Annotated in this window: 14 protein-coding genes; 7 read left to right on the top strand and 7 right to left on the bottom strand. The window is 64.0% G+C overall.

What is annotated here, in order from left to right; all coding sequences use genetic code 11:
* Positions 1 to 822 (top strand): polysaccharide deacetylase family protein (locus Q8N40_RS03250; protein ID WP_305710788.1); only part of this gene is annotated, 822 nt, incomplete at its 5' end.
* A 72-nt stretch (positions 823 to 894) separates the two neighbouring features.
* Positions 895 to 1,416 (top strand): dihydrofolate reductase family protein, encoded by a 522-nt coding sequence (locus tag Q8N40_RS03255; RefSeq protein WP_305320595.1) that lies wholly within the window; start codon positions 895 to 897, stop codon positions 1,414 to 1,416.
* Here Q8N40_RS03255 and Q8N40_RS03260 read toward each other — a convergent pair.
* From Q8N40_RS03260 to aspS, 3 genes are all read right to left on the bottom strand, one after another.
* Positions 1,401 to 1,859, bottom strand: coding sequence for a DoxX family protein (locus tag Q8N40_RS03260; RefSeq protein WP_305320590.1), 459 nt, complete (start codon positions 1,857 to 1,859; stop codon positions 1,401 to 1,403). The genes Q8N40_RS03255 and Q8N40_RS03260 overlap by 16 nt on opposite strands.
* 141 nt (positions 1,860 to 2,000) lie before the next feature.
* Positions 2,001 to 4,310, bottom strand: a complete 2,310-nt coding sequence (locus Q8N40_RS03265) for an NADP-dependent malic enzyme (protein WP_305320591.1) — start codon at positions 4,308 to 4,310, stop codon at positions 2,001 to 2,003.
* A gap of 59 nt (positions 4,311 to 4,369) precedes the next feature.
* The gene (gene aspS, locus Q8N40_RS03270) at positions 4,370 to 6,283 is read right to left on the bottom strand and encodes an aspartate--tRNA ligase (RefSeq protein ID WP_305710789.1); all 1,914 of its coding nucleotides are present in this window, start codon (positions 6,281 to 6,283) and stop codon (positions 4,370 to 4,372) included.
* A 224-nt stretch (positions 6,284 to 6,507) separates the two neighbouring features.
* Between aspS and Q8N40_RS03275 the strand changes: the two genes are divergently transcribed.
* The 3 genes from Q8N40_RS03275 to rnd all read left to right on the top strand — a co-directional run bounded on the left by Q8N40_RS03275 (position 6,508) and on the right by rnd (position 9,535).
* Positions 6,508 to 7,986, top strand: coding sequence for a YdiU family protein (locus Q8N40_RS03275; protein WP_305710790.1), 1,479 nt, complete (start codon positions 6,508 to 6,510; stop codon positions 7,984 to 7,986).
* A 94-nt stretch (positions 7,987 to 8,080) separates the two neighbouring features.
* A complete protein-coding gene (locus tag Q8N40_RS03280) occupies positions 8,081 to 8,212 on the top strand; it encodes a hypothetical protein (RefSeq protein WP_305710791.1) in 132 nt (43 codons plus the stop codon).
* 174 nt (positions 8,213 to 8,386) lie between these two features.
* Positions 8,387 to 9,535, top strand: a complete 1,149-nt coding sequence (gene rnd, locus Q8N40_RS03285) for a ribonuclease D (protein WP_305319121.1) — start codon at positions 8,387 to 8,389, stop codon at positions 9,533 to 9,535.
* A gap of 26 nt (positions 9,536 to 9,561) precedes the next feature.
* Here the strand turns inward: rnd and Q8N40_RS03290 are convergent, their stop codons facing one another.
* From Q8N40_RS03290 to Q8N40_RS03300, 3 genes are read right to left on the bottom strand one after another with little or no spacing between them, the layout of a single operon-like run.
* Positions 9,562 to 10,125, bottom strand: coding sequence for an isochorismatase family protein (locus Q8N40_RS03290; RefSeq protein ID WP_305319123.1), 564 nt, complete (start codon positions 10,123 to 10,125; stop codon positions 9,562 to 9,564).
* Between the two features lie 17 nt (positions 10,126 to 10,142).
* Positions 10,143 to 10,751: a GNAT family N-acetyltransferase gene (locus tag Q8N40_RS03295; protein ID WP_305319120.1), complete on the bottom strand. Its 609-nt coding sequence runs from the start codon at positions 10,749 to 10,751 to the stop codon at positions 10,143 to 10,145.
* Positions 10,738 to 11,361, bottom strand: coding sequence for a hypothetical protein (locus Q8N40_RS03300; protein ID WP_305710792.1), 624 nt, complete (start codon positions 11,359 to 11,361; stop codon positions 10,738 to 10,740). Before Q8N40_RS03300 ends, Q8N40_RS03295 begins: the two co-directional genes overlap by 14 nt.
* Before the next feature lie 53 nt (positions 11,362 to 11,414).
* Between Q8N40_RS03300 and Q8N40_RS03305 the strand changes: the two genes are divergently transcribed.
* The gene (locus Q8N40_RS03305) at positions 11,415 to 12,452 is read left to right on the top strand and encodes a LysR family transcriptional regulator (RefSeq protein WP_305319118.1); all 1,038 of its coding nucleotides are present in this window, start codon (positions 11,415 to 11,417) and stop codon (positions 12,450 to 12,452) included.
* Positions 12,453 to 12,480: 28 nt separating this feature from the next.
* Here Q8N40_RS03305 and Q8N40_RS03310 read toward each other — a convergent pair whose 3' ends face one another.
* Positions 12,481 to 13,407: an autotransporter outer membrane beta-barrel domain-containing protein gene (locus Q8N40_RS03310; protein WP_371135599.1), complete on the bottom strand. Its 927-nt coding sequence runs from the start codon at positions 13,405 to 13,407 to the stop codon at positions 12,481 to 12,483.
* Here Q8N40_RS03310 and Q8N40_RS26655 point away from each other — a divergent pair.
* The gene (locus Q8N40_RS26655; RefSeq protein WP_371135600.1) at positions 13,400 to 13,711 is read left to right on the top strand and encodes a hypothetical protein; all 312 of its coding nucleotides are present in this window, start codon (positions 13,400 to 13,402) and stop codon (positions 13,709 to 13,711) included. The two genes, Q8N40_RS03310 and Q8N40_RS26655, sit on opposite strands and share 8 nt — an antisense overlap.
* Positions 13,712 to 13,775: the final 64 nt, after the last annotated feature.

Here is a 13,775-nt window from a genome sequence, read left to right on the forward strand (position 1 = left end):
GCCGCGCCCGCGCCGGCCCCGGCGCCCGCCAAGGCCGCCTGCGCCAATCCCGACGCGCTGGGCATCGCCCGCACCGTGGAAATCGACACCACCGGCGGCCCCGGTTTCGGTTTCGAGCATTTCAAGCAGCTCGATTTCCTGCGCGACAAGGAAGTGGTGATGACATTCGACGACGGCCCCTGGCCCGTCAATACGCTCTCGGTGCTGAAAACCCTGGCCGAGGAATGCACCAAGGCCGTTTTCTTCCCGATCGGCAAACACGCGTCCTATTATCCCGAGATCCTGAAGCAGGTGGCCGCCGCCGGACACACGGTCGGCTCGCACACCTGGTCGCACGCCAACCTCAACAACAAAAAGCTGACCGAGGCCCAGCGCAAGGAAGAAATCGAAAAGGGTTTCAGCGCGGTGAAATGGGCGCTCGGCGCCTCGCCCGCGCCGTTCTTCCGCTTCCCGGCACTGCAGCATCCGCCCGAGATGGTCACCTATCTTGGCGAGCGCAACATCGGGATTTTCTCCACCGACCTCGACTCCTTCGACTTCAAGGCGAGCAAGGCCCAGACCATCGTCGACAATGTGATGCGGAAGGTGGACAAGCTGGGCAAGGGCATCATCCTGATGCACGACTTCCAGAAGCACACCGGGGAAGCCCTGCCCGACCTGCTGCGCAAATTGAAGGCCGGCGGCTACAAGGTCGTGCATATGAGGGCCAAGGCGCCGGTGCAGACCATCGCGGAGTTCGACGAGAGCGTCATCAAGGACATGAAGCTTCCGACCGTCAGCAGCCGCCCGTTGAACAGCGTGGTGCAGACGGTTTCCGAATAGCGCCAGCCGCAAGCGACAACGCCCGTGCCAGCCCTGCGCATCGACGGCTACGTCATCGTGTCCGCCGACGGCATGCTGGCGGACGCCGGCGGGATGATGCCGGTCGAGCTGAAGTTCGAAGGCGACAAGCGGTTCTTCACCGCCGCCCTCGATTCTGCCGACCTGATTGTGCACGGCCGCAATTCCTACGAGGATCAGCCCAACTCGCCCGGGCGAAAGCGGATCATCCTGACCCGATCAGTCGGCGCGCTGGCGCCCGATCCCGCCAATCCCCGGGCCACCTTGTGGAACCCCGCGGGAGCCTCGTTCGATGCCGCGATCGAGCGCGCCGGCGTGCGCGCAGGCACCATCGCCGTGATCGGGGGGCCTGATGTGTTCGAGATGTTCATGGACCGCTACGACACGTTCTGGCTGTCGCTGGCGCCGCAGGTGAAGCTTCCGGGCGGCCAGCCGTGCTTTCCCGGCGTACCCGCGCGCTCGCCGCAGGAGGTTCTGGCCGCACACGGCCTCAACGCCGGCGAGGCCAGGATCCTCGACGCCGACTACGGCGTCAGCGTCACGCCGTGGCGGCGTGTTGCTCAGACATCGCCATAGGCCGGTTCCGGCGTTTGCGACTGGCGGCCATAGCCGGCGATGATGAACAGCGCGCCGATGATCGACACGTTCTTCAGCGCCTCGACCAGCATCTTGCCGTCCGATGGCGACGCCTGATTCCAGAAGTCATGAAAATAGAACGTTGCGGCACCCACAAAGAAGATCAGCAGAATGGAAAAGAACCGCGCGCCGAAATTGAGCGCGATCATCAATCCGGCGATCGCCTCGAAGGCCCCGACGGCAATAGCTAGCATTTGCGGCATCGGCATCCCCGTGATGCCTTCGAGCTGCGTCACATAGGGCGTGACCAGCGCCGGGAACGTCACCAACACCTTGGCCGCGATAGCGTCGGATGTAGCCTGGAGGCCGAGAAGCTTGGCTGCTCCCGAATAAATAAAGAGCGCGGCGAACAGGATTCGCCCGAAAGTTACAAACGCTGGCATGATTGGCCTCGTTGAATGCTGCAAATACCGAAGTCGCGCCGGCTGAACGATTATGGGCGCTCAGCCCTGGCTTTTCAAACGCTCAAATCAATTCCGCGCCCCCCGCTGTCCGCAAACGGGGCGGTTCGTTTTCGCCCTGATCTATCCGAACAGGCTCGGTTGCTGTCGGCCGGCGCGTTCCTGGGCTTCGACGGCGGCGACGGCGGTCATGTTGAGAATGCCGCGCGCGGTCACCGAGGGGGTGAGAATGTGCGCCGGGCGCGACGGACCGATCAGGATCGGCCCGACCGGAAGCGCGTCGGCAAGCACCTTGATCATCTGATAGGCGACGTTGGCGGTATCGAGGTTCGGCATGATCAGGATATTGGCGACACCTTCCAGCTTGGAATGCGGCAGGATCAGTTTTCGCGCGGCTTCGGATAGCGCGGTGTCGCCCTGCATCTCGCCGTCGGCCTCGATTTCCGGATGGTTCTGCTTCAGCAGCGCCGTGGCGCGGCGCATCTTGCGCGAGGAGTCGGTATCGTAGCTGCCGAAATCGGAATGCGAGACGAACGCGACCTTGGGCTTGATGTTGAAGCGCTGCACATGGATCGCCGCCAGCGCCGCCACCTCCGCAAGCTCCTCGGCGGTCGGGTTCGGCCTCACCTGGGTGTCGGCGATGAAATAGGCGCCCTTGCTGGTGATCATCAGCGCCAGTGCCGCGAAGTCGCTGACCCCCGGCATGAAGCCGACGATCTCGCGGACATGGCGCAAATGGCTCATGTAACGGCCTTCGACGCCGCAGATCATGGCGTCGGCTTCGCCGCGCATGACAGCCAGTGCGGCGATGACCGTGGCGTTGGTGCGCACCACCGTGCGCGCCGCATCCGGCGTCACGCCGTGCCGGCCGGCGACATCGATATAGGACTGCACATAGGACCGGTAACGCGGATCGTCCTCGGGATTGACGAGGTCGAAATCCTGTCCGGCCCTGATCGACAGGCCGAACCGCTTGATCCGCGCCTCGACCACCGACGGGCGTCCGACCAGGATCGGCCGCGCCAGCTTCTCCTCCAGCACGACCTGGGTCGCGTGCAGCACGCGCTCGTCCTCGCCTTCGGCGTAGATCACGCGGACCGGCTGGGTCTTGGCCTTGGCGAACATCGGCTTCATGACGAGACCGGAACGGAACGCGAAGCGCTCGAGCTGCGCGCTGTAGTCGTCGAAGTCAGCAATCGGCCGCGAGGCCACGCCCGACGCCATCGCCGCCTTCGCCACCGCCGGCGCAATGCGCAGGATCAGCCGCGGGTCGAACGGGCTCGGGATCAGCGAGCCGGGCCCGAACCCCTGCGCTTCGCCGCTGTCAAAACCCGGCGCCACCGCATCCGACGGCGGATCGCGCGCCAGTTGCGCGATGGCATCGACCGCGGCCTTCTTCATCTCCTCGTTGATGGCGGTGGCGCCGACGTCGAGCGCGCCGCGGAAGATGAAGGGAAAGCACAGGACGTTGTTGACCTGGTTGGGAAAGTCGGAGCGCCCCGTGCAGACCATGGCGTCGGGGCGTGCCTTGCGGGCCTCGTCCGGCATGATTTCGGGGGTTGGATTGGCCAGCGCCATCACCAGCGGCCTGTCCGCCATCGCCTTGACCATGTCGGAGGTCAGCACATTGGGCGCCGAAAGCCCCAGAAAAATGTCGGCGCCGCCGATCACTTCCGCCAGCACGCGCTTGTCGGTTTTCTGTGCATAGACCGACTTCCAGCGGTCCATCAGCGTGTTGCGGCCTTCATGCACCACGCCGTCGATATCGCATACCCAGATATTCTTGCGCTGCGCGCCCATCGAGACCAGCAGATTGAGGCACGCGATCGCAGCCGCGCCGGCGCCGGAGGCGACGATCTTGATGTCGGCCAGTTTCTTGCCGTTGAGCAGCAAGGCATTGGTGATCGCGGCGGCGACGATGATGGCGGTACCATGCTGATCGTCGTGGAATACCGGGATCTTCATGCGCGCCTTGAGTTGCGCCTCGATCTCGAAGCACTCCGGTCCCTTGATGTCCTCGAGATTGATGCCGCCGAAGGTCGGCTCGAGGGCGGCCACGGTCTCGACCACGCGCTCGACGGTGTCGGCGGCGATTTCGATATCGAAGACGTCGATCCCTGCGAATTTCTTGAACAGCACCGCCTTGCCTTCCATCACGGGCTTCGACGCCAGCGGGCCGATATTGCCGAGGCCGAGCACCGCGGTGCCGTTGGAGACAACGGCGACCAGATTGGCGCGGATGGTCAGGGATGCTGCTTCCGCCGGATCGGCAGCGATGGCCATGCAGGCCGCCGCCACACCCGGCGAATAGGCCAGTGCAAGGTCGCGCTGGTTGGCGAGCGGCTTGATCGCCTGGATTTCGAGCTTTCCCGGCCGCGGCAGCCGGTGATAGGCCAGCGCCGCGGATTGCAGATCTTCAGAATGCGACGACATACATTTCCCCCGGCGGCTTGCCTGGCCCCGAATTCAGATTTCGGTGACCAGACTTTGCGCTACCCCTTGTCCGGCAGATTGAGCCGGATGTGCAGCTCGCGCAACTGTTTGGGCGCGACGTCCGAGGGCGCGCCCATCAGCAGGTCTTCGGCCCGCTGGTTCATCGGGAACAGCGAGATTTCGCGCAAATTGGTGGTGCCGCAGAGTAGCATGACGATGCGGTCGACGCCGGCCGCCATGCCGCCATGCGGCGGCGCACCGTACTGGAACGCGCGGTACATGCCGCCGAACCGCTCGACCACGTCGCTCTCGCCATAGCCGGCAATCTCGAACGCCTTCACCATCGCCTCGGGCCGATGATTGCGGATGCCGCCGGAAGCGATCTCGTAACCATTGCAGGTGATGTCGTACTGGAACGCCTTGATGGTCAGCGGGTCCTGGGTCTGCAACGCCGCGAGGCCGCCCTGCGGCATCGAGAACGGGTTATGCGAGAAGTCGACCTTCTTGTCTTCCTCGTTGTACTCGTACATCGGGAAGTCGACGATCCAGGCGAGTTCGAACCGATCCTTGTCGATCAGGTTCAATTCCTCGCCGAGCCTGGTTCGCGCCAGACCCGAAAACTTCCAGAATTTCTCGGGGTCGCCGGCCACGAAGAAGGCGGCATCGCCCTCCTTCAGGCCGAGTTGGGCACGAATCGCCGCTGTCCGCTCGGGGCCGATGTTATTGGCAAGCGGCCCTGCGCCCGCCACTGTTGGCTGGCCACCCAATGGAGTTGGATTCACCCCCAGATATTTATTCGCCTCACCGATTTTCCCCTCTTTGATCAGTCGGTCAACGACATCCCGATCTTTTTGTTGATCAGGTTTAGACAGATCAAGCGTGACGTCTCCAGCACGCCACATGATGTAGCCGAGCCCGGGCTGGCCCTCGCCCTGCGCCCAGGAGTTCATCCGGTCGCAGAACGCGCGGGAGCCGCCGCCCTTGCCGGGGATGGCCCAGACCTGGTTCTTCGGGTCTTCCAGCATCCGCGCGAACACCTTGAAACCGGAGCCGCGGAAGTGCTCGGAGACTTCCTGCATGATGATCGGGTTGCGGAGGTCGGGCTTGTCGCTGCCGTATTTGCGCAAGGCTTCCGCGAACGGGATCCGCGGCCATTTCTTGGTAACAGGCTTGCCCTTGGCAAACTCCTCGAACACGCCGGTGACGACAGGCTCAACCGCCGCAAAAACATCGTCCTGCTCGACGAAGCTCATCTCGAGATCGAGCTGGTAGAACTCGCCCGGCAGGCGATCGGCGCGCGGGTCCTCGTCGCGGAAACACGGCGCGATCAGGAAGTAGCGGTCGAAGCCCGACATCATCAAAAGCTGCTTGTACTGCTGCGGCGCCTGCGGCAGCGCATAGAACTTGCCTGGATGAATCCTCGACGGCACCAGGAAGTCCCGCGCCCCTTCCGGCGATGACGCGGTCAGGATCGGGGTCTGGAATTCGAAGAAGCCCTGCTCCTTCATCCGCTTGCGCATGGAATCGACGATCGCGCCGCGCGTCATGATATTCTGGTGCAGTTTCTCGCGACGAAGGTCGAGGAAACGGTACTTAAGCCTTATGTCCTCAGGATATTCCTGCTCGCCGAACACCGGCAGCGGCAATTCGGCGGCCGGCCCCAGCACCTCGATCTCGCTGACGTAAAGCTCGACCATGCCGGTCGGCAAATCCGGGTTGTCGGTGCCGGCGGGCCGGCGGCGGACCTTGCCGTCGATCCTTACCACCCACTCCGCGCGCAGTTTTTCGGCATCCTTGAAAGCCGGCGAATCCGGGTCTGCCACGCATTGGGTCAGGCCGTAATGGTCGCGCAGATCGATGAACAGCACGCCGCCATGGTCGCGGATACGATGGCACCAGCCGGACAGCCGAACTGTCTGGTCGATTTCGCCCTCACGGAGCGCGCCGCATGTATGTGACCGGTAGCGATGCATGGAATTTCCAAAAACAGATGTGGAGAGGTCGAATCGAGGCCAAAAGCCCGTCCGAGGAGGGTCAGGGTTTACCCGACGCGGTCAGGCGCGGCAACCGAATGCGGGGGCGATTTTGGCGGCCAAACCCGGCGCCGGGAGCGGGAAATGGAGCAAAAAACCGAGTCATTTCCGGGCAATGGCGCAAGACGATTGTCTATTCCCCAAGCGCGCCTATCTTCTAGCCCATGACGGTCCATTTCCCCTTCCAGAACACCTATACGGCGCTGCCGGCGAGCTTTTTTGCCCGGGTGGTGCCGACCCCGGTCGCCGCCCCGCGCCTGATCAAGCTGAACCGGCCGCTGGCGGTGCAGCTCGGCCTCGATCCCGACCTGCTCGACAGCCCCGAGGGGGCCGAGATCCTGGCGGGAAAACGGGTCCCCGAGGGGGCCGACCCGATCGCGATGGCTTATGCCGGCCACCAGTTCGGCCATTTCGTGCCGCAGCTCGGGGACGGCCGCGCGATTTTGCTCGGTGAAGTCATCGACGCCGACGGCGTGCGTCGCGACATCCAGCTCAAGGGGTCCGGCCCGACACCGTTTTCGCGCCGCGGCGATGGCCGTGCGGCGCTCGGTCCCGTGCTGCGCGAATACATCGTCAGCGAGGCGATGGCCGCACTCGGCATACCCACCACGCGCTCGCTCGCCGCCGTCATCACGGGCGAAAACGTCATGCGCGAGACGCCGTTGCCGGGCGCCGTGCTGACCCGTGTCGCCTCCAGCCACATTCGCGTCGGCACCTTCCAGTATTTCGCGGCGCGCAGCGACACCGAAGGCGTGCGACGGCTGGCCGATCACGTCATCGCCAGGCATTACCCGCACGCCGCCGATGCCGAGCGGCCCTACCGCGCGCTGCTCGAAGCCGTGATCGCGCGGCAGGCCGATCTGGTGGCGCGCTGGCTGCTGGTCGGATTCATCCATGGCGTCATGAACACCGACAATTCCTCGGTTGCGGGCGAGACCATCGACTACGGCCCCTGCGCCTTCATGGATCACTACGACCCCGCAAAAGTGTTCAGCTCGATCGACGAACAAGGCCGCTACGCCTATGCCAACCAGCCGCGGATCGCGCTCTGGAACCTGACGCGGCTGGCGGAATGCCTGCTGCCGCTGTTGTCGGACGACAAGGACAAGGCCATCGAGGAAGCCCAGACCATCCTCGGCGAGTTCGCGGAGCGGTTCACGTCGGCCTATCAGACCGGCCTGCGCCGGAAGATCGGCCTGTTCACCGCGCGCGACGGCGACGAGGCGCTGGTGCAGGACCTGCTGGACACGATGGCGAAGAACCATGCCGACTTTACTCTGACCTTCCGGCGCCTCAGCGACGCCGCACTCGATCCCGACGGCGATACCGAAGTCCGGCAATTGTTCGCCGATCCATCCGCCCATGACGAATGGGCCAAGCGCTGGCGGCAGCGGATTATCGAGGAGCCGCAGACCCCCGCCGAGCGGCAGGCCGCGATGCGCACAGTCAATCCCGCCTTCATCCCGAGAAACCACAGGGTAGAAGCCGTGATCGAAGCCGCCGTGAACCGCGACGATTTCACGCCGTTCGAGGAACTGCTGGCGGTGCTGGCAAAGCCGTATCAGGACCAGCCTGATTTTGCCGATTACGCCGATCCCCCCGAGCCGCACCAGTGCGTGCTGCAGACGTTTTGCGGGACGTAAGGCGCTAACTTTCCGTTAAACATCGCATCAGGCTCCGGTTCCCCGGCCTCAGGAATTAACAAACGGTCAATGGGTTCCCGACAAGTCTAACGGCTTGGCTGGGGGAACTATCGTGTTCGACGTATTGGTATTTGAGTTCATGGGATTGGCGATGCTGGCACTCTGCATCATCGTGTTGGCCACCCCGTCGCAGCGACGGCGCTCGCGCCACGTCCGCGACTACTGACAGGTGCATTCGGACCGTTGCGTGAACCGGGCCGCCGACGGGCGATCCCGGCGGCGCTGAGTCCCGGCCGAAAAATCCCTGCCGGGCCAGAATGCAAGGGCTGAATTCGCCGCAAGACCCTTGACATATCAGCGCTTTCGGCCGAACGCGTCTCAAAAGCGTTATGGACCGTTCATGGATCTGATTACCACCACCTCCGACTTGGCCGCGGTATGCGGCCGGCTCGCGAAACATCCTGTCATTACCGTCGATACCGAGTTTCTGCGGGAGACCACCTACTACCCCCTGCTCTGCGTGGTGCAGATGGCGAGCGCCGAGGAAGCGGTCGTGATCGATACGCTGGCCCAGGGCATCGACCTCAAGCCGTTCTTCGAGCTGATGGGCGACGAGAAGGTCCTGAAAGTCTTCCACGCCGCACGGCAGGACATCGAAATCGTCTGGCACCAATCCGGCACCATTCCGCACCCGATCTTCGACACCCAGGTGGCGGCCATGGTGCTCGGCTACGGCGATTCCATTGCCTATGACCAGCTGGTCGAGCGCATCGCTGGCCACCGCCCGGACAAGACCCACCGCTTCACCGACTGGTCGCGCCGGCCGCTCAGCGCCGAGCAGATGCATTACGCGGTCTCCGACGTCACCCATTTGCGCGACGTATTCGCGGCCCTCGACGTCGATCTCAAGAAGCGCGGCCGCAGCGAATGGGTGAGCGAGGAAATGGAGGTCCTGACCTCGCCGAAAACCTACGACTTCCACCCCGAACGCGCCTGGGAGCGGCTCAAGACCCGGGTCCGCAAGCCGAAGGAGCTGGCGGTGCTGATGGAAGTCGCGGCCTGGCGCGAACAGGAGGCGCAAAGCCGCGACGTGCCGCGCAGCCGCGTGCTGAAGGACGATGCGGTCGGCGACATCGCCACCCACGCGCCGACCACCCTCGAACGCCTGGCCAATCTGCGCTCGCTGCCGAAGGGTTTTGATCGCTCGAAATGGGGCGCCGACATCGTGGCCGCCGTACAGCGCGGGCTGGCGCGCGATCCGGCCTCGTTGCCGAAGCTCGACAAGCCGCGCGGCAATTCAAACGGCGGGGCGATCGTCGAGCTGTTGAAGGTCCTGCTGCGCATGACCTCGGAGCGTCACGCCGTCGCCAGCAAGGTCATCGCCACCGTCGACGACCTGGAGCAGATCGCGGCCGACGATAATGCCGACGTCGGCGCACTGCATGGCTGGCGCCGCGAATTGTTCGGCGAGGCGGCGCTGGCGTTGAAGCAGGGCCGGCTGGCGCTGGCGATCGAAAAAGGGCGCGTCATCAGGGTCGATCGGGCCTAGCCACAGCCCTTCCCGGGTCTCTCCGATCACACCGAAACTGCGGTATTGGCTTCGATCAGCGCTGCGCTCTCGACGATCCCCGCGAAATTTCCGATCACATTGACGACCGCCAGCTTGTAGGAAGCCGCGTCGCCGATCCCCGCGCGCCGGCAGGCGACGGCGTCGCTGACCACCTGATAGCGGTGGCTGCGGTGAAACCCGTCGACCACGGTCGACAGAATGGTTTCGTCGAGCGAGAATCCCGACAGCACGCAGCGCATGTTCTTCATGTTCGCCATGTATTCGGCGAATCGCGCGGAACTGTAGGCCGACGGCAGCGGATGCTCGAACGCCAGCTCGCCGGGCCTCGGCTTCAGCTCGGCGATCCAGTCCGTCAGGTTCGATGCCGGATTGAACCACGCGGCCTGGGCAATTCGTTTCAGGTGGATGATCGGCCACAGGTTGCCGCGCCACAGCGTCATCAATTCGCGGCAGCGCGCCGTAATCGCCTCGGCGTCGGCGATGACGTGACGGCGGCCCTCGGTGAGATACTCGGTCTGCAGATCGGCGCAAACCAGGATCGGCGGATCGTCGTGGATCGACACCGCCAGTTTCGGATTGCTCATCCTCACACCGTGCGCAGCGGCGAGGTCACGGCACGCCCGGCTGACGCGTCGAGCACGCCGGGCCTGTCCCAGTCGCCCTCCGGCCGGATGATGACATAGGGATCGCTGTCGAGCGTGATGGCGTCGGCGCCGGGCTCGATATCGAGCACCATTTCAGTGTATGAAAAATCCGAGAAGGTGATCTTGCGGTTGTGGCCGAGCGGCTTGGCGCCGAAATGCGCCCAGAAATCCACCAGCCGGTCCTGCGCCTGACCGTAGATCTTCTTGAACCCCTTGCGTTTGACGTAGTCGACGCTGGCCTGCACCAGCTTGAAGGACACGCGCGAGCGCCGGAACTGGTGGCGCACGGCCAGGCGCTCGACCTTGGCGAACTCGCCGAAGAACCGCACCCGCAGGCAGCCGGCGGGCTCGGTGCCGACAAATCCGAGGAAGTGCGCCGCCACCAGATCGTTGCCGTCGAATTCCTCCTCGATCGGGCAGTCCTGCTCGGCGAGGTAGACCGCCGACCGGATCGCGGTCACCAGCATCAGGTCGTTGGGGTCGCGCGCGATGCGAACCGTGATCGAGCGCGATGGCGTCTTGATGGAAGCTGGAATGTTAGTGCCGTGCATCTGCAAAGCTCCTCGCCGGTTGGGCTGTTGGCGCGTTCAACGGAACACGGTTCCAGGGACGCTGGTAGCGCCAGAGTTCGTGCTGGTAGCTCGGGATCGGTTCGAAGCCGATCGCGATCATCAGATTGCGCCCGTCGGCGCTGGAGGGCTGCGCGTAGAGATCGGCCGGCGCCAGCCGCGGCTGGGACAGATGCATCGACACGTTGCCCAGTCCCGCCATCGCCCTGCCCAGCCCGGCGATCGCCCACACATAAATCGCCGACACCGGCTCGGAGGAACCGGCGAGCAGTCCAATGTCCGGATGCGTCAAATTCATGTCGTCGAGAATGAGCGCATCGTGGCCGCGGTCGTTGAGATAGAGAAACGCCACCGCTCCCAGCAGTTTGTCTTTTCGGCAAAATGTCAGAATGCTGCCGGGATCGAAGCTGTAATATCTCTCAAGGTCCGGTTCCGTAATCTGAACTCCGGGAACCAGCCGGTTCGCCATGTCGGAGAGCGCACCGAGATCGGAGCGCCGCGCCGGCTGCACGACGATCTCCGTGCTCCTGGGCAGCAGATCGAAATCGCGTTTTGCGGCCAAAGTGGCCCTTTCCATAACCGGGTCGCGCATCTATCGTCGCTCCTGCCTCTGGGTGAGCACCATACCGGGCAGGGATTTCGGGTATGCAGCAACTATTGCACCGGGGTGCTGCGATCACGCAGCACCGCCATGATGAAGTTCTGGATGCGTCCTGGGATGACCTGCGATCGTTTCTGGCGTGCGCGAGATACAAGAGCTTTCGCAATGCGGCAGAAGGACTTGGCCTCACCAGCACCACGCTGATGCGCCGGATCGACCGGCTCGAAGAGTCCATCGGCTGCAAATTATTCCTGCGCGACCAGAGCGGCCTGACGCTGAGCCCGGAGGGCGCGGCCATGATCGGCGACGTGATGGAAATGGAACGTCACGCCTTCAATATCTTCCGGCGCGCGGCGCAGACCGACGATACCGCCGGCACGGTCCGCGTCGCCGTCACCGAAGGCCCCGGCAATTTCTGGATCCTTCCCCGGCTGATCGACTTCCAGAGAACCTATCGCAAGATCACCGTCGACCTGCGCTGCGCGATGGAGCAGGCAGACGTCGCCCGGCTGGAGGCCGACATCGCCATCCAGTTCGAGCGGCCGACCAATCCCGACCTGATCGTCACCAAACTCGGCCGGCTTCACATCTATGGCTTCGTTTCGGAAGGTTACCGCAAGCTGCACGGCATCCCTACGCTTGCCGAAATCAGGAACCACCGGCTGGTGATCCAGCATGCGCCGCAGATCGACGATACCGCCTATGCGAGGGTGCTGGGACTGACGTCGCTGGAAGGCATCGTCGGCATCAAGACCAATTCGAGCATCGGCGTTCTCTATGCAGTGGAGCGCGGTGCGGGAATGGGTTTCCTGCCGACATCGTCCGTCGCATTGGGAGCGAACCTCGTCCCCGTCGATCTCGACGTCCGCCACCACGCCGATCTCTGGCTCACCTACCACAAGGAGTTTCGCAACTCCGACCGCCACAAGATCGTCATCGACTGGCTGAAGAAGATATTCGACCCAAAGACCTATCCCTGTTTCAAGGACGAGTTCATCCATCCGAACGACCTCGTGCCGCTGATGGCGACGGCACGCGGGAATTTCGGGCTTCAGGGATATGTAGCCGCGGGGCCGGCCTGATTGGGCGCGAGCGCCCCGCCAGCGAAATCTACCATTTGAGCTCGAGGCCGAATGTGCCCTGGTGCGACTGCATCGCGGCGCGGTACTTGGCGTCGTAGTTGAGATAGAGGCGCGCGGTGTTGCTCAGGCTGAGCGAAGCGGACGCGCCGGCGTCGGCGCCATAGCGGCTTTCGCCGATCCCCTGCACGATGATGTTCTGGGCGCCGAGGCTGACCGTGACCGCGCCGAAATTCTGCGCGACATTGTCGACCAGCTTGCCGTAGGCCGAGACGTCGAAAATCTTCCGATCGAAAATCCAGTAGCGCCCGACTTCCGCCCCGATCAGAAACCGCGCGCGCTCCGCGGTGGCGCCGGACGCCATCACCGGATCGAGACCGCCGATTTCCTGCAGCGATCCGGTCGAGGCGCGGACATATTCGAACGCGACCTTCGGCACGATGCGGTTCTGGTCGAGACTCCAGTAATAGCTGAGTTCGGTCAGCGCGCCGCCGAGGCGGGCGTTGTAGCCGGCGGTTGCTAAGCCGAATCCGGTATCGCGGGTGGAATTGACCTTGCCGAAGCCCTGAACCAGCGCGACCGCCCAGGTCCACGGCCCCTTGTCGACCGACGCGTTGAACCCGAACTGGGTAAGGTCGAGCGTTGCCGATTGCAGCGCCAGGGGAATGTCGATGGCGGTGTGGCTTTGATCGACGGAGACACCGACATTGACGCCGGGCGCGATGCGCGCTCCTACCCCCGCGACGCCGCCAAAAGTGCGGCGGCGATCGCCGACGAAGTAACCCAGCGGACCGGTCGTCGCGTGAAGTCCATAACCCTCTGCCCAGCTGCGAAACCGGGGCGCCTCCGTGCTCCCGGAGGCGCCGCCGCCGCCGGGGTTGCTTCGCATCGCCTTGTCTAAGCCGGACGCCGCCTGATTGCCCAGGCGTTCGAGAAAATTGCTGCCAAGGTTGGTCACGGTCGAGCCTGCCGAGAAACTGGAATTGGTCGGGGTCGGACTTGGCGTAGGACTTGGGGTCGGCGAAGGCGTCGGGGTCGGCGTTGGACTGGGTGACTGGGCCTGCGCTTCGGGCGCGGCTGCAACGGCAAGCAGCAAGGCCATCGCCAGCACACGCAAAAGTGGGAGCCGCGCATTGTTGCGGCCGGCCCGCGTCTCATTCAATTGCCAGGGCGATGGGCAGCGCATGAAATCCAATCCAGAAAAAGAGCGCAGCTCGAGAAAAATCCCAAAATCCCCATTGGCCCAAGCCGATTTGCGCTGAGTTCACCGGGAGCGTCAATCGGTCAGGCTGCTCCGCGCCAGCCAATTGCCGGGCGTTGTTGTTC

The organism is Bradyrhizobium sp. (assembly GCF_030693485.1).
GTDB lineage: Bacteria > Pseudomonadota > Alphaproteobacteria > Rhizobiales > Xanthobacteraceae > Bradyrhizobium.